The sequence below is a fragment of the Desulfosediminicola sp. genome (genome assembly GCF_048381775.1).
In the GTDB taxonomy this organism is placed as follows: Bacteria; Desulfobacterota; Desulfobulbia; order Desulfobulbales; family Desulfocapsaceae; genus Desulfopila; species Desulfopila ganghwensis.
The window spans coordinates 25,968-47,449 of sequence record NZ_JBLXGE010000016.1 but is presented as its reverse complement, the minus strand read 5'-3'; the positions used below and the strand labels follow the sequence as shown (position 1 = coordinate 47,449).

17 protein-coding genes are annotated in these 21,482 nt (G+C 47.9%); 6 read left to right on the top strand and 11 right to left on the bottom strand.

Annotation, left to right across the window (positions count from 1 at the left end):
* Positions 1-165: 165 nt before the first annotated feature.
* The 7 genes from ACN5NT_RS21205 to hypD form a co-directional block, all read right to left on the bottom strand.
* Positions 166-930 (bottom strand): amino acid ABC transporter ATP-binding protein, encoded by a 765-nt coding sequence (locus ACN5NT_RS21205; RefSeq protein WP_136798476.1) that lies wholly within the window; start codon positions 928-930, stop codon positions 166-168.
* Between the two features lie 106 nt (positions 931-1,036).
* Entirely contained in the window at positions 1,037-2,476 is a 1,440-nt protein-coding gene (locus tag ACN5NT_RS21200; protein WP_136798435.1) for an amino acid ABC transporter permease, read from the bottom strand.
* A gap of 9 nt (positions 2,477-2,485) precedes the next feature.
* Positions 2,486-3,652, bottom strand: coding sequence for an amino acid ABC transporter permease (locus tag ACN5NT_RS21195; protein ID WP_419176810.1), 1,167 nt, complete (start codon positions 3,650-3,652; stop codon positions 2,486-2,488).
* Positions 3,653-3,827: 175 nt separating this feature from the next.
* Positions 3,828-4,847, bottom strand: coding sequence for an amino acid ABC transporter substrate-binding protein (locus ACN5NT_RS21190; RefSeq protein ID WP_136798437.1), 1,020 nt, complete (start codon positions 4,845-4,847; stop codon positions 3,828-3,830).
* A 132-nt stretch (positions 4,848-4,979) separates the two neighbouring features.
* Positions 4,980-6,194, bottom strand: coding sequence for an NAD(P)-dependent oxidoreductase (locus tag ACN5NT_RS21185; protein WP_419176809.1), 1,215 nt, complete (start codon positions 6,192-6,194; stop codon positions 4,980-4,982).
* A gap of 586 nt (positions 6,195-6,780) precedes the next feature.
* On the bottom strand, positions 6,781-7,689 hold the full coding sequence (locus ACN5NT_RS21180) for a glycyl-radical enzyme activating protein (protein ID WP_136798439.1): 909 nt from the start codon (positions 7,687-7,689) through the stop codon (positions 6,781-6,783).
* Between the two features lie 186 nt (positions 7,690-7,875).
* On the bottom strand, positions 7,876-10,239 hold the full coding sequence (gene hypD / locus ACN5NT_RS21175) for a trans-4-hydroxy-L-proline dehydratase (RefSeq protein WP_419176842.1): 2,364 nt from the start codon (positions 10,237-10,239) through the stop codon (positions 7,876-7,878).
* 492 nt (positions 10,240-10,731) lie between these two features.
* Here hypD and ACN5NT_RS21170 point away from each other — a divergent pair, with 492 nt between their 5' ends.
* Positions 10,732-11,301 (top strand): ferritin-like domain-containing protein, encoded by a 570-nt coding sequence (locus ACN5NT_RS21170; RefSeq protein ID WP_419176808.1) that lies wholly within the window; start codon positions 10,732-10,734, stop codon positions 11,299-11,301.
* 85 nt (positions 11,302-11,386) lie between these two features.
* Here the strand turns inward: ACN5NT_RS21170 and ACN5NT_RS21165 are convergent, their stop codons facing one another.
* Both ACN5NT_RS21165 and ACN5NT_RS21160 read right to left on the bottom strand, forming a co-directional pair.
* Positions 11,387-12,052, bottom strand: a complete 666-nt coding sequence (locus ACN5NT_RS21165; RefSeq protein WP_419176807.1) for a VOC family protein — start codon at positions 12,050-12,052, stop codon at positions 11,387-11,389.
* 4 nt (positions 12,053-12,056) lie between these two features.
* Positions 12,057-12,749, bottom strand: coding sequence for a TVP38/TMEM64 family protein (locus ACN5NT_RS21160; RefSeq protein WP_419176806.1), 693 nt, complete (start codon positions 12,747-12,749; stop codon positions 12,057-12,059).
* A 471-nt stretch (positions 12,750-13,220) separates the two neighbouring features.
* Between ACN5NT_RS21160 and ACN5NT_RS21155 the strand changes: the two genes are divergently transcribed.
* From ACN5NT_RS21155 to ACN5NT_RS21145, 3 genes are all read left to right on the top strand, one after another.
* Positions 13,221-14,189: a calcium/sodium antiporter gene (locus ACN5NT_RS21155; RefSeq protein WP_419176805.1), complete on the top strand. Its 969-nt coding sequence runs from the start codon at positions 13,221-13,223 to the stop codon at positions 14,187-14,189.
* Between the two features lie 47 nt (positions 14,190-14,236).
* On the top strand, positions 14,237-15,568 hold the full coding sequence (locus ACN5NT_RS21150) for a hemolysin family protein (protein WP_419176804.1): 1,332 nt from the start codon (positions 14,237-14,239) through the stop codon (positions 15,566-15,568).
* A 537-nt stretch (positions 15,569-16,105) separates the two neighbouring features.
* Positions 16,106-16,333 carry a hypothetical protein gene (locus tag ACN5NT_RS21145; RefSeq protein WP_136798446.1) on the top strand — a complete coding sequence of 76 codons (228 nt, stop codon included), beginning with the start codon at positions 16,106-16,108 and terminating at the stop codon, positions 16,331-16,333.
* Positions 16,334-16,447: 114 nt separating this feature from the next.
* Here the strand turns inward: ACN5NT_RS21145 and rsgA are convergent, their stop codons facing one another.
* On the bottom strand, positions 16,448-17,566 hold the full coding sequence (gene rsgA, locus ACN5NT_RS21140; RefSeq protein ID WP_419176803.1) for a ribosome small subunit-dependent GTPase A: 1,119 nt from the start codon (positions 17,564-17,566) through the stop codon (positions 16,448-16,450).
* 697 nt (positions 17,567-18,263) lie between these two features.
* Here rsgA and ACN5NT_RS21135 point away from each other — a divergent pair.
* Complete coding sequence (locus tag ACN5NT_RS21135) at positions 18,264-18,596, top strand: DUF2695 domain-containing protein (protein WP_419176802.1); 333 nt, start codon at positions 18,264-18,266, stop codon at positions 18,594-18,596.
* A gap of 25 nt (positions 18,597-18,621) precedes the next feature.
* Here ACN5NT_RS21135 and ACN5NT_RS21130 read toward each other — a convergent pair whose 3' ends face one another.
* Positions 18,622-20,154 (bottom strand): FIST N-terminal domain-containing protein, encoded by a 1,533-nt coding sequence (locus ACN5NT_RS21130; protein WP_419176801.1) that lies wholly within the window; start codon positions 20,152-20,154, stop codon positions 18,622-18,624.
* Positions 20,155-21,058: 904 nt separating this feature from the next.
* On the opposite strand from ACN5NT_RS21130, the gene ACN5NT_RS21125 reads away from it, so the two are divergent.
* The gene (locus tag ACN5NT_RS21125; RefSeq protein ID WP_419176800.1) at positions 21,059-21,340 is read left to right on the top strand and encodes a hypothetical protein; all 282 of its coding nucleotides are present in this window, start codon (positions 21,059-21,061) and stop codon (positions 21,338-21,340) included.
* The last annotated feature ends 142 nt before the right edge of the window (positions 21,341-21,482 follow it).

The following is a 21,482-nucleotide window of genomic DNA, read 5'->3' as shown; positions in this document are numbered from 1 at the left end:
GCATCCTGTACAAAAATAATAGATATCTTAAAACCCAGACCGTCTATGTTACGAACGGGCAGATAAACAGAATCCACCAAAATTATCAAACCGAACCAACAAATTTGGTGGAAATACCCTCACGCCAGCAACAAGAAAGGAACCAAATTCGTAAAATCGAGCCCCCTAATGCGAGATGATCTGGCCCAGGAAATTGATGGTGCGATCATACTGAGGATTATTAAAAAAGTTCTCAGGATCATTCTGTTCGACAATCTCGCCACAATCCATAAAGACTATGCGATCAGCAACTGTACGGGCAAAGCCCATCTCATGCGTTACACAAATCATAGTCATGCCCGACTCGGCCAGGTCAACCATTACGTCCAGTACCTCCTTGATCATCTCTGGATCAAGGGCGGAAGTCGGTTCGTCAAAAAGCATCACTTTGGGGTTCATGCAAAGACATCTGGCAATGGCGACACGCTGTTGCTGTCCACCCGAACACTGGCTGGGGAACTTATCAGCAAGCTGCGGAATCTGTACCCGTTCAAGGTAATGAAAGGCGAGTTCCCGTGCTTCATTAAGCGGCATTTTGCTGATCCAGACTGGAGATGTTGTCAAATTTTCCAAAACGGTCATGTGGGGAAACAGATTAAAGTTCTGAAACAGCATCCCGACATCCCTGCGAACCTGATCGATCCTCTTGACGTCGTTGGTCAACTCCACCCCATTAACTATAATCTGCCCTTGCTGATGCTTCTCCAGCCTGTTTATGCAACGGATGAGTGTCGATTTGCCAGACCCCGATGGGCCGCAGACAACGACTTTCTCCCCTTTGCCAACCGTCATATTTATGTCTTTGAGGACATGAAAGTCACCAAACCACTTGTTCAGGTTGGAAATGGTGATAATCTCTTCGCTTTTCACTTTAGTATCCTGTTCTGACATCATGTTACCTGCACCTCGCCACGTGGTAATAATCTTACGAGTTGTCTTGCCGGTTGCCCAACAAGGTCACCCTTGCAGCTCTCAAATTCAATCTTCCACGAATTCCCTACTGGTAATTCATGTGATATTTTTTTTCTAAATACACAAAATAGCGGGACATGGCGAAACAGAGAATCCAAAAAACAATTCCCGCGAAGATATACGCCTCCTTGGTAAAGCCAAGCCATTCGGTATCAGCCATAGCTGCCTTGGCAATTCCCAGAAGATCAAGCAATCCTATAACGGCCACCAGGGTGGTATCCTTTAAAAGTGACAGGAAATTATTCGACAAGCCCGGAATAACCACTCGCAGGGTCTGGGGTAAAATGATTAATCCCATCATCTTCCAGTAAGTCCACCCGAGGGCCTCTGCGGCCTCATATTGTCCCTTTGGAATAGCCTGCAAGCCACCACGAATAACCTCTGCCATATACGCCGCGTAAAAAAACGCTATTCCCACAAGCGCCCGAAGCAACTTATCAATACTGAAATTGTCCGGCAGAAAAAGTGGAAACATGACCGATGCCAGAAATAACACGCTGACCAGCGGAACACCTCTGATAAACTCAATAAAAGTAACGCATACAACTCGTATCACAGGAAGCTCTGACCGCCTGCCCAGAGCCAGCAGAATACCAATAGGAAGTGCTGTACCAAGCCCGGTTCCCGAAACAACCAGTGAAAGGAAGAGACCACCCCAGTAATGCGTTTCGACAAGTGGCAACCCAAAAACGTCACCGGACAACATGAAAAAGGCGACTACCGGAAATACGGTGAAAAGAAAAATCCAGCGCCAGATGGCTATATCCAGTTTTCCCATAAACAGCAGAAACAGGGCTATCACTGCTACAGCCATGGCTATAGGTAGCGCGCCATTGGGGTCGACCAGGGCAAAAACGAAATAGTACGCAACCAGCCCGACAGCTACCGTCAAACCAAGCCGCAGCAGGGTGTTGAACCTGCCATTTCCATTGCCGAGGCCACCGATGTTCTGCACAACCAGTCTGGCCATGATTATCGGCAGGAAAAGATACGCACCTGTAAAGACAGCTGCCTTCACCCCAAAAATAATAAAGGCACACAATATTGCCGCAATTCCCAACGCAAACTGATTCTGTAAACGCTTAAACCAATTTGGCAGGAGTAAGGGCAAAAGGCTGAAAGCCAATAGCAGGAAGGTGTAATTGACTCGCCAGCGCTCCAATTCAGGGTAAAATCCGTAAAGGAAGACATCCTTCCTTACATTGATAAATACCCAGCAGGCACCTGCACTGCCTTTTGCCGCCGCAGCATCACACACCTCGCGAGAATCTCCGAGCCAGTTAGCCTGCAATATTGCCCACTGGATAAAAGGTGGAATCGATATCGCAAGAATGGCGACTCCCAATAGGGTGAGAAGCGAATTCCAGGGAGTTGAAAACAGATTTTTCCTTGACCATCCGACCACCCCCGTACCGAAATTTGGAGATGGTAAAGAGGGCCTCGGCTGCCATTTTTCTTTGGTCATACCTATTCCTTACAGACCACGAAGGGCATATTTATTGTTGTACCAGTTCATAAAGGCTGAAATGACAAGGCTTATGGTCAAGTAAACCGCTATAGTAATACAAATTATCTCAACCGCCTGGCCCGACTGATTCAATGCAGTGCCTGCAAAGACATGAACGAGATCAGGATAACCAATTACAACCGCCAGTGAAGAGTTTTTAATAAGGGTCAGGTGCTGGCCAATCAGGGGAGGGGTAACCACACGCATCGCCTGCGGTATAATTACCATCCGATACATCAGCCAGGGACGATATCCCAGAGCCTGTGCCGCCTCACGTTGCCCTTTATCAACAGCCATGATGCCCGCGCGTACATACTCACCAATAAACGTTGCAGAATACAGGGTCAGAGAAAGCCATAGGGCTATAAGTTCAGGTAAAATTGTCACCCCGCCACGGAAATTGAAGCCGCGAAGTGCCGGGACATCCCAACCAACAGGAAAACCGGTTACGGCAAGGACCGTGAACGGCACACTGACAACCAGAATCAGGGAAACCCAAACAGCAGGGAAACGTTTGCCTGTCATTCTCTGTCTTTTCCCAGCCCAGATTATGAGGCCGATGGACACTAAAACAGCGACGATCAGACTGGCGAGAACCACTTCGCAACCAGGCCCCCAAATTGGTTTGGGAATCTGCATACCCCGGTTGCAGAGAAAAATGACATCCTGGAAATTCAACGCGGCTTTAGGCCCTGGCAAGGGCGCCAGAATTGCGAGATACCAAAAGAGGATCTGAAGTAGCAACGGCACATTACGTATCATCTCCGTGTACGCCCCTGCCATCTTGGCAACAAGCCAATTGGGAGACAAACGGATGACTCCGAGGAAGAAGCCCAGCATCGTGGAAGCGATAATGCCGAAAACGGAAACAAGCAGAGTGTTTAGAACACCGACCTTAAGAGCATCAAGATATGAACTCTTGCTTGAATAGGGGATAAGCGTCTGGCTGATATCAAATCCTGACGGCTCAGACAAAAAGCCGAAACCAGTTGTTATTCCTGATTTTTGGAGATTTTGTCCTACGTTATAGATGCCATAACAAGAGAGCCCCAAAAGAATAATCAGTACAAGAGCTTGTGCTATCCAACCCCTTACTCTCGCGTCATTGAGCAGTGTGCTCTTTTGTTCATACATTTCGCCACCGGAGTTAACCAACCTATTTCTGCAATCCCATGAAGATTCATATCAGAACTCAAGGAACAACTCAGCCGCACCAGGATGTGGTGCGGCCGGTCTTAGTCACCTTTACTGAAAGCAATTGGGGGCTCTTCAGCTCAACGGAAAGGCCCCATACTGCTTTGTTGCACAATTATCTCACGGGAGGAGCGTAGATCAATCCACCCTCGGTCCACAGTGCATTCACGCCACGCTCAAGACCAAGAACAGTGTTTACACCCACGTTCCGCTCATACATTTCGCCGTAGTTGCCCATGTGCTTGATAATGCGGTATGCCCAATCTGAAGTCAGACCGAGATGCTGACCGAAATCTACATCAACACCAAGCAGACGCTTGACAGCAGGATTGCTTGACTTCAGCATTTCATCGACATTCTCAGAGGTAATTCCAAGTTCTTCAGCATTAATGAGGGCAAAGAGAGTCCACCTGACAATATCACTCCACTGCTGATCGCCCTGCCGAACTGCAGGTCCGAGAGGTTCCTTGGAAATCACTTCAGGAAGTATCATGTGGTCCTCAGTTGCTTTCAGAGTAGTTCTTCTGGCCGCAAGGCCTGAGGTATCGGTGGTGTAAACGTCACAACGACCTGATTCATAAATTACAGTCGCTTCATCTGCACTCTCGTACACTACCGGCTTATAGGTCATGCCTTTTGAGCGGAAATAATCAGAAAGGTTCAACTCAGTCGTGGTTCCAGCCTGGGTACATACACTGGCACCATCCAACTCAAGGGCGCTTTTTACTCCAAGATCTTTTCTGACCATAAAACCCTGGCCGTCATAAAAGATGGTTCCAACAAACTCAAGGCCGAGTTTAGCGTCACGCTGAAAGGTCCAGGTTGTATTACGGGTCAGCATGTCAATTTCACCCGACTGTAGAGCGGTGAACGCTTCTTTAAATGCCACAGGGGTAAAACGTGCCTTATTGGGATCGTCAAAAATTGCAGAGGCTACCGCGCGGGTAAAATCTACATCCAGTCCAGTCCAGTGCCCTTTTGCATCAGGTGCTGAAAATCCAGCAACTTTTCCGGAAACACCAGAGTTCACATAGCCTTTCGCTTTAACCTCTTCCAAGGTGTTGGCAAAGGCGGTTCCGGACAAACAGATGGCCGCAACTACAGATGCAGCCATCAGTGACTTGATTGTTTTCATCTCATCTCTCCTTCTTCTTAGTTTCATCTTGCGGCCGGTTGCCGCTGTGATAATGCCATTCGCCTGAGAGCAACTCAGGCTGTTTATCTTCCCAACTGACCGCCCCCACGTCGATCAGCGAGAGATTTGCTTTTAGTTGCCATCCACATAATCCTGCAAATAGGTATACCGCTCGTTCAACTTCCCACCTCGGGCGATAGTTGCTCTCTCGATAATGCCATTTTTGTCTCCAGTAATAAGCTCCGGCAAGACGTTACTTAAAAGCATCGTACCAAAACTTTCTGAAGCATCACGAGCAAGTTCACATGGCAGGTTATCAACTGCCATTACAGTAATATTTCCCTCATCAGTCAGTGGAGGTTCAACTCTGTCGTCACATGGGTTGTAATCATATAAAGGCTCGTCGATAGTACTAGCCTGTTTTGTCGATGGGATGGAACCGTCAATATCACAGGTAATATCTGCAATCACTGCTATCTTGAAATCATCACTCATAATATCTTTTCGTTCGAAAAGAGCAGGCGCTTTTGGATCCCAATACGCTGAGGCAATAAGCAGGTCGGCTGCACTGCTATATTGTAAAAAGTTAGATTCAAACTGCTGGGGACTACCGTAGAATGTAGTTCTGCTAAACTCACCGCCATCTTTTCTCAAGTTGTAATCCCTGGCATTGAGCAGCGCAAAAACCGGAAAATCGAAATAGTCTTCTCTGAATTGCCTGGGAGTCACTCGTCTCACGCCAATGCCTGTAAGAACTTCGATTGCGCCTTTTGCAACCCGGCCACCGCCCGTAAGAAGAATTTTTACTGGCGGCAAATCTATTTTTGCCAATTCACTTTTCAAATCTTCCAAATCAAAACAGTCGCAGGCACGCCTGGTATCGAAAAGATTATAACGTTGTCCATAGGCCCAGACACCGTTATACGCGCCCACGATACCAGCCCAACGACCAAATGCTATAACTCTTTTACCGCTCTGATCTGTTATTGTTTCATAGTCGACAAGAGTTATATTTTTGCGGATAACCTCACGCAGTAATCCCCTGTTATACTCCTGTTTCTTTATTGTGTGACTGAAGAAAAAGTATGTTTTTTCCGCACACAGATCCGAGACCGGTACTTCTTTCACACCAATTACCACATCGCACTCATCAAGAGAGTCAACAACCCTGATCCCCGCTTGACGATATTCGTCGTCATTGTAACAGCGAATCTCACTTTTTTGCGCCACGACTTCTACATGGGGAAACATTTCCTGCACTTTTCTGGCATGAGACGGCGGAAGAGCAACCCGCTTGTCAGTTGGCACTTTTCCTTCTCGGATTATTCCTATTTTAAGTTTATCCATTTCGGACCCCTTAGCTCCTTATCGGCTTTGGAATTTCAGAAATTTTGAACGTATTTCACCTTGGAGGGCTATACGATAGGGTGGGAATGCATCTACTTCAGGACAACTCATGAGACAAGAGCTGAACAGTTTAAAAATGCCATGGGGGGACCTTATCACCCCCCAAAAAATGACACAGCTCTATAATGATATTATCGCAGACATCTATAACTATTACGCACCCGGCATAAATGCAAGTTTTTTTGATAATGATAGAAACTCAACACTCTCTATTTATAACCAACGGTCATAGCGCGAATGTTGTTTCGAATAGAAGTATTCAAGGTATCAAAAAACTCAATTCCCCGATGAGGAGTTATAGACCCTTTCAAAATTGACACCATCAGCATACCCTATGGCACACCTTCTGCCATAATACGTCCGGTCAGGCGGGTTCCGCTGGAAAAGTATTTGCTGACACAGAAGAGGCAGGCCTGCCGATTGACATGCTTGCGAACAATGGAGCATTTGGCGGTCACACCAAATGTAAAGGGAGGAACAAAATGATTGGGCCTACACCATATGTTTAAGCCCAATCATGTGATTATTAGCCGCCTATCATTGCCTTAAGGCCGACAGCCCTGAACTGGTCGAGCACTCGTTCCTGCATTGCCTCGTCCGGCTCTTCGAGCCCGGTGGAATCGAATGCTTCCCCCAGCCTGAGATATTTACCGGCCATGATGTTGTGATAGGGCAAGATATTGACCTTCGGCCTGACACCTGGCAGCCCGGCTATGAAATTCGCGCTCTGCTCTATGTTTGCATCATCAGCATTGACGCCCTTGATCAGCGGGATGCGAATATTGATATCAGCTCCAGTTTCAGCCAGGGTTTTGAGGTTTTTCAGAATCTGTTCATTGGGAACACCGGTCCATTTCTTATGACGTTCGGAGTCCATCATCTTCAGGTCGTAGAGAAACAGATCGGTCCGTTTCGCCACTTCAAGCAGAGTTTCGGTCCTGGTAAAGCCGGTGGTATCAACTGCCCGGTGAATGGCTCCTGCGCCAAGCTCATCATAGAGCGCACAGACAAAATCACTCTGCAGCAGCGGCTCGCCGCCTGAGACAGTCACCCCGCCGCCGGACTGATCAAAGAACACCCGCTCTTTTTCCACCTCGGCCACCATCTCTTCTACGGTAACCACCCGACCTGACATCTCGGTTGCCAGGGTCGGGCACACCTCGGCGCAATCACCGCAACTGGTACACAAACTCAGATCAGTGACGATACCCTCTTTCGTCAATGCACAGGCGTGCTCAGGACAGGCATCTTCACAGGCCTTGCAGCCTATACACTTGTCCCGGTTGTACATTTTCTGGATTTTTGTCGAGATACTCTCCGGGTTGTGGCACCAGGCACAGTGCAACGGGCACCCTTTTAGAAATATCGTGGCCCGTATACCCGGCCCATCGTTGATCGCATAACGTTTTATGTCAAAAATCAAACCTGATTGCATAATTACAGTACCTATAAACTTTTGTAACTTGTTAGTCTTGTTTCTCATCAATTCATAAAGCGTCAGATTCGAAGTGTTCAAGCAGCACGCTATAGTAAACTATGCATACTGCTAAGACACTGAAAAAGATAACGATATCTGGGCTGACCTCCGGTGCGCATCTCTGATGCTCATGAAAAAATCAGCCTAAAAGGCGTCATTCTCCGTTCTCTCAATCACTTCCTGCTGCAAATCCCCGTTCATATCATTGAAGTAATCGCTATACCCCGCCATACGAACCAACAGATCCTTGTAATCATCCGGGCATTTTTGTGCCGCCAGAAGAGTCGCGGTGTCAACGATGTTAAACTGAATGTGATGCCCCCCCAGAGAGAAATAGGAACGAATCAGCTGACCCAGTTTCACGATATCCTCGTCCCGCTTTATGAGGCTTGGCAGAAAGCGCTGGTTGAGCAGAGTTCCTCCAGACTTCATCTGGTCAAGTTTGCCCAACGACTTGATCACCGCCGACGGCCCGCTGGTATCTGCACCATGTGATGGGGAAGTACCATCAGAGATAGACTTACCGGCCATTCGCCCGTTCGGGGTAGCCCCAAGGACCTTGCCGAAGTAGATATGGCAGGTGGTGGAAAGCATATTCAGGTGATACTTACCACCTTCCTTGATGTTGTCATTACCATCAATCGCCGCAACCAGGTCATCATAGACCTTCACCGCGATATCATCGGCATAGTCATTGTCATTGCCGAAAAACGGGGTCTTGTTCATGATGGTCTGCCGCATGAACTCGTCACCCTCGAAATTGTTGGCGCAGGCGTTCAACAATGCGTCCATGGTGAATCGGCCATCCTCAATAACGTGCTTCTTGATTGCCACCAGGCTGTCGGCAACTGTTGCCAACCCGCAGCACTGGATATAGCTGGTGTTATAACGAGGTCCACCATCATAATAGTCGCGTCCCTTGCTGATGCAGTCCTCAATTACCACTGACAGGAACGGTGCCGGTGCATACTTGGCAAACATCCTGTCAATGTAGTTGGAAACCCTGATCTTCTGGTCAACAACGAAGTGGATCTGCTCCAGAAAAGCGTTATAAAGATCCTCATAGGTCTTGAATTCCCGGGGATCACCGCTCTCGACACCGACCTTTTTGCCGGTAACAGGATCGATACCGTTATTGAGGGTTACCTCGAAAACTTTCGGCACATTCAGGTAACCCGTCAGCAGAAAAGCCTCCTTGCCGAATGCGCCAACCTCAATACAGCCACTGCAACCGCCTTCGCGGGCATCCTCAAGGGACTTGCCCTGACGCACCATCTCCATGATGTACGTATCCGGGTTAAATACCGAGGGATAGCCATGTCCCTGACGGATAACTCTGGCAGCAGCATGCAGGAAGCTGTCTGGGGTTTTAGAAGTAACATGCACCGAGGAGCCCGGCTGCAGGATGTGCAGTTCTTCTATTACCTCCAGGATGATATAGGATACCTCGCTCACGCCATCGGAACCGTCCCGCTTCACACCACCGATATTAATATTGGTGAAGTCGTTATAGGTGCCACTTTCACGAGCGGTCACACCAACCTTGGGTGGTGCCGGATGGTTGTTGACCTTGATCCAGAAACAGCAAATCAACTCCTTGGCCTGCTCACGGGTAAGAGTGCCCGCAGCCAGTTCCTTTTTGAAAAACGGCTCCAGATGCTGATCGAGATGCCCGGGATTCATGGCGTCCCAGCCATTCAATTCGGTGATGGTGCCAAGGTGGACAAACCAGTACATCTGTAAAGCTTCCCAGAGATTTTCCGGCTTATGGGCAGGAACGCGGCGACACACTCCGGCAATCTTTTTCAGTTCAGCCACCCTTTCCGGGTTCTGCTCAGTTGCGGCCATCTTCTCTGCGAGTTCAGCATGCCGCTCGGCGAAAACAATCACCGCATCGCAGGAAATAGCCATGGCCTTCCACTGCTCGGCCTTATCTGTGGCTTCGGGATCGTTCCGGTAATCGAGTGCGGCGATATTTTCCTCGATCTCCCGTTTAAAGTCGAGCATACCCCGCTGATAGATTTTACCATCCAGTACAGTATGGCCGGGAGCGCGCTGCTCCATAAACTCGGTAAAGAGCCCCGCCTCATAGGCCGCCTTCCACTCTTCGGGCACATGGGAAAAAATGCGTTCACGCTGGGTGCGACCCTGCCAGTAGGGAATTACCTCTCGCGCGTACGTATCAATATCCTCCTGGGTCGTGAGATAGCGCTGCATCTCCCTGGTATTGAGCACATGAAAATCCTCAACACTGTGGCAGGTCAGTTCAGGAAAAGTCGGGATTGCCTTCGGCTCAGGTCCGCGCTCTCCGACTATCAGCTCGTCATCACCCAGATAGAGCGTTTTTCTCTGACAATGATCAAGAAAGGTCAGCGCCCGCAGCACAGGAATAGAATACTTTCCGTAATTTTCTTTATAGAATTCGGTCTCGTGCAGGGCACGCTCAATGGAAATAGTCGGGACGGTATCAACGGACAGTTTTCGCAACCGCTGGATGCGCGTATTCATGCCCGGCCCTATCGTATTGCCGGCTGAATTCTCCGTGGAAGGGTAGAAATTTCCTTCTGCGGAAGCGGCCCGCTCAGGTGTGGTGTTGGTGGTTTTCAGCTGTTCAAACATAACTTTTTCTCCATAGATCTGAAACGTCCCTGCTTTCTACGCCTACAACAAATATCTGCAGGAGTGGTAGAATAGCAAGTAACTACAAATGAACTTAGAGCACGCTTTAAGGCGTACCCCTTAATAATGGAATTGTTCGTGGGGAGAAGAAGAGGTCAGTGGTACAACATGCAACAGTTGTACAGGCAGCGATAGGTTTTACGAAGATTTGCAGTAATTACAGTGCGTGTCATGGTGAAATCCCTATGATAAGAATCCCTTCAAATTCAGATAGGTGAAATATACCACACCAGTATCGGCAAGAAAATAAAATAACATGCTAGTTGTGAATTATTATCAATTAGCGTATTGTAACAACGATATAATTTCGATAGATTACGAATGTGTATATACCCTTCCAGGTGCGAGACACTGGATAAATGCCGGAAACCTTTCCATCAGACCACCAAGGCTCAAGGAGGTGACAGCATGAACGTACAGAAAATATACGAATATGCCCTGCAGAGAGAAAAAGAGGGGTACCAGTTCTTCAAATCAAACGCCGATAAGTCATCGCATGCAACGATCGCTGCTGTTTTTACCAAGCTGGCAGAAGAAGAGCTGAAACATATTGAATACATCCAGGGCTTGCTCAGCAACTCCGACGAAAAGGTGGGAAAGGTTGCTGCCGCTCTGGAGAAAGATGGCTGGTTTGAGGGGCGTGCCCAGAAAGAGCTACTCGACCAGACCCTGATCGAATCGATGATCCCCGATGTAGCCGTATTGCGTACCGCCTACCTGATCGAAAAAGATCTCTCCGAGTTTTACAGCCACGCCGCAGAAAAAGCCACCGGCAACGCCAAACAGGCACTTTCAATGCTTGCCAAATGGGAGCGTGGTCACGAAGTATTTTTTAAAGAATTACACGATAAGATTTTTCAAGAGTACACTGAGATGCCCTGGGGTGGCTGAAAACATGCCAGGCCAGGATTCTTCCGCCAAAAAAGAATTTCCTGAAAAAGGATGGGGTCAACGCCACCCCGGCCCCACCTTTTCTTTACAAGGAGCTTAGCTCCACCTCTCCCAGAGGGGTGTCAAATACGGCCCGAATGCTTTGCGGCTCTGCCCCTGATGCTCCTTTGACCTCAACCAGCCTATCGGCTCCGATAGAGGTCAGCATGCCCAGCAACCACATCGGGTTGTTATGATACAAAGTAAGCGACTTCAGTCGCAGCCCCACCTCCGCCATTCTCCCGGCCGGATGGCTATCGACATGCCACTGAATCAGGTACGGCAGAAAGCCACCCCCTAGAATCCTGCCATCTGCAGGCAGCGCGAAATGCCAGCTGAGTTCCCCCCTGCTGATCGGCTCTGGTGTACCGAAGGAACAGTGCGCCCCCTCAAGCAGGCTGCCCAGATCACCGGTGTTCACCACCCAGCTGATCAGCCGCGGGCACTCTTTGAGGCTCTGCTGCATTCGCCGGTCATCAAGGTTGAACCATCTGGGCCGCTCAAGATGGCCGACGGCCGGGTTAATAGCGATAATTTCCAGAAAAATATCATTACCAATCCTGGCCAGATGGTTATGCGTGCCCATCTTTGGATGTTCGCCGCCGTACGGCAACGTTACACCAAGCTGCTTTTTTACATAGCTCAGCCCCTGCTCAAGGGTATGGGCTGCAACCACCAAATGGTCGAGCCTCGTATTAGTCCCACTACTCATCTTTTCAGCCTCTTCTGGTCTTGTAAAGAGTCAGCCCTCTTTTGACAGCAAGAGGGAAAATACCAAGAAGTGCGAATGAAAACAGCAAGCCTGGAGAAAATAATCCCGAAACTGAATCAAGGCTGGCGATCTGGCTGCCTGCATTTACGAAGACAAACGTTCCCGGCAACATGCCGAACATCGAAACCCAAACAAAGGTTCTTACCGGCATATGGGTCAACCCCATCACCATGTTGATCACAAAAAACGGAATCACCGGGATAAGGCGAAGAGAAAAAAGATAAAAATGTCCTTCCTCTGCGATTCCCCGATGCACACTGTCGAGCTTGCTGCCAAACCTGGCCTGCACCCAATCGCGCAACAGGTAACGGGATATTAGACAGGCCAGCGCAGCTCCGGTTGTACTTGCAAAGGAAACCACTAGAGTACCGAGGGCAACTCCGAACATGGCACCGGCCGCAAGACCAAGTATCACCACCCCTGGCAGATTGAGGACCACATAGGGAATATAGACAGCGAGATAGACCATGATCACCCCGGCAGGATTTTCACTGAACAGAGCCGCAACCTCCGCCTGGGATGCTTTCAAACGTTCGAAAGTGAGCAGATGATGAAGGTCAAAGCCGAAGAACAGTATCCCCATCAACGCCAGAAAACCTAAGAACACTGCTTGACTGAACTTCTTGTTTTTCACCATATTCATTCCCAAACGCCAAGGTTGTTATATACGCCATTTCCTGAAATTCCGGCAAGTATATCTGAGTGAGCCTGCAGATTCCAATTGGTTGTTGGTATTCCCCGTTGCTCACTAATTGCGTTTACCGATGATTTGAAAGAAAAAAGAGTGAGACCTGGAACATAGCGTAGCACATGCATTGCCTATCCTGGGGAGACTTTCCCAAACAATCCCCTGACAAAATAAACAATATCCGAGGATTTACTATCGCCCTTTTGCCTCACCGTTCACAAATCTTCAGCTGTGCATTGGAATTAATTCGCATTCTTTCAACGATATCATGCCAGACCGATCCAGGCTGTCAGGTGCCGGACACATACCATTGCCAGGCATACCCGTCTACCTTTATCATATGGATACATGCTGCATTTCTGATAATCGGCACGAAATAGCAGGATGATATTTGAAAAAAGCACGACTATTGAGGAAAAAATGCTACTACCAAGTCTTGCGTTGGTCCTGGGACTCATACTGCTCATCGTAAGCGCAGACCGTTTTGTCGAAGGTGCCGCTTCTACAGCATGCCATTTCGGCATGCCTCCGCTTTTAATCGGTATGGTTGTGGTCGGGTTTGGCACATCCGCACCTGAGATGGTTGTCTCGGCTTTTGCAGCTTTTGAGGAAAGCCCTGGCATTGCAATCGGTAACGCCTACGGTTCAAACATCACCAATATCGCACTTATCCTTGGCTTCACTGCATTAATAAGCCCTATCGCGGTTCATTCCCAGGTATTGCGCAAAGAATTGCCCATTCTAACCGCTGTGACCGCTCTCGCCACCTGGCAGGTCTGGGATGGAATGCTCTCCAGAGTGGATGCGGTGATATTGCTCTTCCTGTTTGCTGGGCTGATGATCTGGACCATCCGGCAGGGACTACATAAAAGTCAGGATACCCTGGGAGTAGAAATGGCGCAGGAGCTGAAAACAACTACCATGCCAATCAAGAGAGCACTATTTTGGCTAGCAGCAGGGCTGATACTGCTGATCATCAGTTCCCGAATTCTGGTTTGGGGTGCCGTGGAAATAGCCTACAGTTTTGGCGTGAGCGACTTGATAATAGGTCTGACCATTGTCGCTGTCGGCACCTCTCTTCCAGAGCTGGCATCGGCTGTTATCGCCACTCGCAAAGGAGAGCACGACATCGCCCTGGGAAACGTAATTGGCTCTAACCTGTTTAATACCCTGGCGGTGGTTGGAATCGCCGGGACCATTCATCCGATTTCGATAGGGCCTGAAGTTTTAGGCCATGTCATGCCGGTATTGGCAGTGTTGACCCTGTCACTGTTTGCCATCGGTTATGGGTTCCGCGGCCCCGGCCGTATCAACCGTATTGAAGGAATTTTGCTGCTTTTCTTCTATGCCGGGTATACGGTCTATCTGGTCAGCACTACGTTTGGTTAAGACAGGATATCTTGGAATAAACTCATTTAACTTAAAGGAGAAGATACTTGGAGATCGCCATACTTATCACTCTTATATTTCTCAACGGTATCTTCGCCATGTCGGAGATCGCCCTGGTCACTGCTCGAAAAAGCCGTCTGCAGAGGCTTGCCGAGGAGGGTGACCGCTCAGCTGCTGTTGCCATACAACTTGGTCAGGAGCCTACCCGGTTCCTCTCCACCGTTCAGATCGGAATCACGGCCATCGGCATCCTGAATGGTATCGTTGGTGAGGCTGCGCTTGCCGGTCCCCTGGCCAAACTGCTTTCAGGTTTCGGCCTGGCGCCAAAGAGCAGTGCGATTGCGGCAACCACTATCGTTGTGGTCACTATTACTTATTTGACCATCGTGCTGGGCGAGTTGGTACCCAAGCGACTCGCTCAATTCAACGCCGAAGGAATCGCTAAAATGATGGCCCGTCCCATAGCGATATTGGCGCAACTGTCCAGGCCTTTTGTCTATCTGCTCTCCAAATCAACCGATATTATCCTGAAGCTCCTCGGTAAAAAGGATATGAACAGTGCAACCCTCACAGAAGAGGACATTCGGGCAATACTGAAGGAAAGTTCCCAAGCGGGAATCATTGAAGAGAAAGAGCACGAAATGCTGCGCAATGTGTTCCGCCTCGATGACCGCCAGATTGCCTCCCTCATGACACCTCGCAGCGAAATTATATTCCTGGATATTGAGCAGCAATTTCAGAAAAACCTTGAAATGCTTGCTTATTCCGATCACTCCCGCCTCCCTGTCTGCCGTGGTGGAATGCACAATCTCCTCGGGGTAATTACCGCGCAAGAGCTATTGAAGCAGCACCTTAGAGGAGAATTGACTGAACATATTACCGATCATCTACTACCGGCCGTTTATGTTCCCGAGTCACTCTCGGGCATGAAACTGCTGGAACAGTTCCGCGAATCGGATATCCAAATGGTCTTTGTTGTTGATGAATATGGCCAGATTCTTGGCCTGATCACCTTGCAGGACATTCTTGAAGCATTGACGGGACAATTCAAGCCTGACGATCGGGAAGATGTCTGGGCAGTACAACGTAAAGACGGATCCTGGCTGATAGACGGGCTGATCCCTGTGCCGGAACTCAAAGATCTGCTTGAACTAAAGAGTGTTCCCGAGGAGAAGAAAAAACGCTATCACACACTCAGTGGAATGATGATGAGCTTGTTTGGGGGAGTCCCACATACCGGAAATGTTGCCGAATGGCAGGGCTGGCAGCTGGAAGTGGTCGATCTTGATGGCAATCGCGTTGATAAAGTTATAGCAAGTCGATTACCTGAAGCTGATACCAATGGTGCAAACGGGTCCGATGAGGCCGACAATTCGTGAGACGACAGACGGAATTAATTTTGGGCAGTACCACTTCGATAATGACCACTTCGATAATGATCCTCTAAACTCACGAAGTTTTTTTCTTGACAGCTTGTTGATATTCCGGCAACATAACGAGTAACACATTTCCTGATTTTGTGTTACTCGCCTGCGCCACAGTAACGCTGCAGCCTCCTCTTCATCTGCCACCTGCAGCGTTACTGTCTCTTTTTCGTTTCTGCATTACACCAGGAGCCTGTCAGACTAAGCCCTTTTCCCTCAACTCGTTGTTACCGGCTGAATTGTTCGGGAATGTACCCTGCAATCGTTGAAATGCCCGATGAAAACAACATTCTCAACGAGACACCGTAAGTCTCTGAACCGCAGGTTTCTGGTAGATCGTGGCAAGGATCAAATCCAATCAGAAAACATACCTACGAAAATGCACCTTACCTCTATATCACTTCTCACCTGTTTTTTGATACAGACTTTGAAAAGCAGCAGGGCCTGGGATAAAATGAGTGTAGGTATTAACTACTGTGCATGGAGCGTACAATGGATAAGTGTGAATTTGCTGACGTCTGCGACTACTTCAATTGCAGAGTTTTTGAGGAGATCCCCGAACTCCTCGATCGTCGTAAGCAGGAATATTGCAATACAAATTATCAGAAATGTGCTCGATACAGGATTGCTGTGGAAGTGGGTGCCAACCACTGTCCACAGCACCTTCTGCCTCACCAGAGCGATAAGGCCGACAGTATAATCAGAGAAGTCAGGAAATAAGGCTGATATGCCTGTTGCATCAAAAAAGACCTGCTTTTTGCTACGTTGCCACAGCCCCGCTGACCAGCAACGCAACAAGGCTGTAGCTTTTTCGCTCTTTAGCAAAAAAGAGCATTATCTATGATATTTCTTCTTGTTAATGGTCTTAATTTTCTGTGCTACCCCTTTCCATCGTTCCCTTTCCACCCGCGCGGCACTTTTCACCTCACGATCTGAGATATACCTGAGTTCATCACGGATTTTCTGGTAGCTTTTCAGCCTGTCGTCACTCAGTTCGCCTTTGGATACGGCTTTCAGCACCTGACAACCCGGCTCATGGGCATGGGTACAGTCCAGATATTTGCATGATCGTGCCATTTCTTCAATATCAGGAAAGGCCGAGACCGAATTTGCGTCACCGGCCGCCAGTGCAACTTCACGTATTCCCGGGTTATCAATCAACATTCCGCCAGTCGGCAGGACTATCAGGTCACGGTTGGTGGTTGTATGTTTTCCCTTACCAAGGTTTTCACTTACCGCACCTGTTGTCTGAATATTCTCTCCGTAGATCCGGTTTATCAGGGTTGATTTGCCTGCACCGGAAGAACCGATCAAGGCTGCAGTCACCCCGCTGGCGAGGTCTGTTCTCAACCGGTTTATCGCTACGTCGTCCTGGGCTGAGACAAGGTGAACTTTCGCGCCAAAGGCGATGGCTTCAACCTCATCTGCATAGACGCCCGGGTCCTGATGCAAATCAGCCTTGGTCAAGATGATCTCCGGCTTTACCCCGCAGTTATAGACCAGGGTGAGGTAACGCTCGATTCGTCTCAGGTTAAAGTCGCGATCGAGGCCACAGACGATAAGAGCCTTGTCCAGGTTTGTTGCTATCACCTGCTCGTGACCTGGTATTTCGTGATGCTTACGCTTTTTAGTCCCTGCTTCCTTCCTGACCAGGGCATTCTGCCTGACCAGTACTGCGACAATACTGGAGTCTCTGAGGATAACCCAGTCTCCGACAGCCGGGTAACACATCTCAGGGTCTTTCAATAAACTGCCACAAACCGTTACTATTGATTCTTCTTCCCCCTGGCTCACCAGGAAAAAGTTTCTTCTCATGCCCACAACTCGTGCAAAGCAGGAGGTGGTATCCTCTATCGTGAACTGGTCCTGAAAAAAGGAAGACCAGCCAAGACGGCGCAGGTTGGTAGTATTTCCCGGTGAAATTGTCTGCATATTGTTATCTGTTGATTTCATTGCACTTCCAAATAGTCGTTTGTTTTTGACAAACAATGATCGGCCACTGTCAGAAGCATGTAGGAGAGCAATTGACGATATCCCGAATATCTCACGTTTTTTGCTTCTGCCACGATTAAGGTATCAAGGGTGCAGCTCTAATTGTTTACTGCAAATCCCTGACAACGAAGAATCCCGGCTCATTTGCATGAAATATTCGGCCTGATTGCCAACATCCATTCTGCTGCCTGCAGCCACCTCAAAGATACTGTAGTTACTATCGGAAAAGTGTTGCTGAAAAAAGACGCAAAAATGGTGCATAGGTTCGATCGAACCAACTCGGAGTGGGTAATTCAAAGATATCATCTACGATCTTTGGAATTTAATACTACAAATTGCTTGATCAATTGCCTGTGCGCTGAGCTGCATTCCTTCCAGCAACTGCAACCACAAGATCCATTGAACTGTTCAGCATAAAACCTCCTTGTAAGTTACCAACTTCATGATAGTAAGCCCATTTCAACCTGTCAACAAGGTAAATAATTCAGAACTTTAAACTTGCTCAAACTTCGCTTAGCACCTAAAATCACTATGCAAATGGGCACATCTAATTGCTCTGGCGACGATGAGTCAGATATCTGGGTTTCGCTTGCCTTGCTTCAGGAATGTCCGGCGTGATTTATCGTTATGTCAAACAGAAAAAACATCTGGATTAACTATGCATTTCTCAATCAAAAAAATTCTGAAGGCAAAATTCAAGCAACAAGAGCAACAGAAGCTTTTAGACTCTTTGCCCATGGAGATAGCACAACTCAAGGAATTACTCTCGTACCTGAATAGAGAAGATGCACCGGCCTGTGACCACACCTTAAAAGAAACCTTACATTTTTTACGGACACATTCCCTGGAGGTGGATAATACCGTCAACTGGTTGAATGAGCATGGTGGCTATTGCGACTGCGAAGTAATTTACAATGTTTACGATGAGGTGGGTGACATTGTCGACTGGCATCTGGATGCAGAAGATGTTCAAAATACCTCAACGATGTAACAACTACCTGCCCGCCTATCTTTATTCAAAACTTTTCTGCCAGCTTTTTAAGCGTCATCAAGTGATCTATCAATCTATTCCGACTGGTTGCATATGGTGGTTCTGTACCGTTCTCCTTGTAATAGGCTTTCAACGTGTCGCTCATCTGCTCAGCATGGCTGGATACCGATTTATGCGAACGACAGAGCAGCATTCCAAGGCAATCTTCGGTCAACTTCTTCATCTTGGTATTTTTGCTTCCTTCAAAAAAACGCAGTTGTTTTTGAAGCGATTTGATCTCATTGCCCTGTTCCCTGATGATCCCATCGAAAAAAGAGGCTATTGAATCCTGGCTTTCATGCCTGCCATGCTCTTTCTCCTGTAAGGAGAGCAGTATGCTTGAGCAGCTGTGCAGTATACTCTCGCGGTTCGTCATGGAAGGACCGAACTCACCAAAAACATACCCGCAAATAGTCGGTGTCCGGTGAAACACCCTCGCCATATCACTATATTGTTTAGATATATCCTGACCCAACACAGCCATATGAGTACAGCAAGTAGTTGCGATAACCAAACTCTGCTGACTACCAAGGCCACAGAGGCTGTTGTGGAACTCCTCAAGCACTTTCTCTTTTTTAGGGAATGAGAAACTCACCTGAAATCTGGAAGGAAGGTTGGCACCCATCGTATAGTAATTACCGGTGACACTATCAAAAAACAGATCCCGTATATAAGGGTCTTTTCCCGGAACATGAACCCATGGTGAATAAAGAGCGTTGCTCTGATCTTCCAGGGCAAGAGGGTGCTTCAATTCACGAAGAAAGGTACGGGGCTCTTTTCCGTCAATTTCTGTCAAAACTGTCCCATCACCCCGGGCGGGATATAGCATCCCGATATCTGACCAACTATTGCAAATGGAATAACGTACCGTAAGATCGCCTTCAAACAATAAAAAGACCAAGGCATCTTCTTCAACATCGATGACACCACTCCTGGCAAAAAAGAGTAGAGATTTCTCAGCAGGTGGAGTTCTCTTTGAAAAATTAACGACATCCTCTTCGGTCCAGTAATCACCGGCCATTCCACCGAATACCAGACAGTTTTCAGGCAACCCTCCCTGGACCGAATCAATAAGCTTATCTCCATCAACATTGTGATATGACGTCCAGATAAAGCAGGCGACCGGGTCTTTATCGGAGGAATTCTCTTTGAGGTAGCTGCTGAAGGTCTGCGAAAAGTTTTGGGATTCAATCAAGGCTGCAACATTTCGTATCCGGCCGGTAACAAATGTTGCCGTATTACTCACGAATAGGCAGAGAAAATATCCATCCTTGATATAATCGCTATCATCCGTAAAGCCAGCAACTACTGTTCCCCCAACAATCTCTATTCCCGGGAAAGCCTCACTAATGCCTTTGAGAATATCCTGGAATTTTTCAGTGTCGTGGAACGCTGAAGTATAAAAGATCCCGGTGGATGGCCTGTAAATTCCCAGCTTCACGTTTGCCCCACCTACCAGGTCGTCAACAATGTCTCTGGTCCCGGACTCTATGCTGTGTGCAGTTACGGCTTTAAACATGATCCCACCTCAAACGACAAAAATTGGTGCAAAGCTAAAAAAAAAAGAGCTGTGCTATCAGAACATTGAACTGTTTTGCAGTACCATCTGTTTTTATCCCCCAAAACACGAAGGGCTATATGTTTTGGATTATAAATTGTGATACTACATTGTAATGCTTCCAACTTGCACAAAAATATAGCATTAACAAAGCGGTTTACATCGTTCATTCAGGATCATAGCCACAGCAAAACCATACACCGACCAACGAACCCCCTGCTTTCCCTAACACATCTTTTCGCATCGACTTACAGGGGGGAAAAGAGAAAAAAAAGAAAAAGACCGTCCTCCGCATAACATGCTCAGCCTTCCCCCGACCCGTTGCAGCATAGCAGGTGACGTTCAAGTGAACCAGGCGATCATAACCGACTCAACCGACCAGAAGATTATTCAATTTTTTGGTAATTCGAGACGGCAAGGCTGGTGTAGCGAAGATGTGAGAGATTTGCAGAACCCCAACCAAGCTGGGTAAAAAACACAATCGCATGAAATTAGTGCTTACGGAAAGCTCCCTCCCAGCTTTCTTTTTCATAGCACGATGGATTGTAATATTTCACAATCAGGAGGAGTAGATGCTGAATATTCACCCGCTGATAGTCCCTTTTTGGCTTTTGCCGGTCACCTTGCAAATTCTATTGCCGCTTACCGTATTTTTCTTTTACTCCGTTATACGCCTGACGAGGTCGGCAATTCTCCCTAAGTAGATCTAAAAAATTTCCGTCGTTCTTTAATTTGAAGAACCTAAAAGTGATATGCCATATCAACCTCATGTTCTTCTTGGAGGAAGGATTTGCCTGAAATCCTTCCTCCCTCTTTTGCCAGATGCTATTGCCGAATATGCATAACTAACGAAGGTTACCCCTATATGCGAGAACTCATTGGATACTTCAAAGTTAGTCACCCAGATGGTACTGAACTGCTGGTAATCGTCAGTCAGGATATTACAACCGATAAAAGAGGCGTTGTTGTTGCTGCCCGCAAGATTTTCACTCTGAATACAGTGGATGGCGAGGAAGTCAGCAGGCCGGATAACAAACGATTTTTCTCAAGGGAAAACGGCCAACTGTTAAAAATAATCGGCAACTGCATCACAAACGAAAGCGACCTCTTGCGTTTGCAGATGAACAAGCGGCGTCAAGCACGGTAGAATGCTGTTCCTCTCTTGAGACTAAAAATAACGGACACCACTGAGGGGGCGATTCGGTCAAAGACTATTCTGAACCAGCACACATCCCCCTTCGATTCCAGCTGGTGTCATTTTCCGTCTAATACCAGTACGCCCAGCCGAA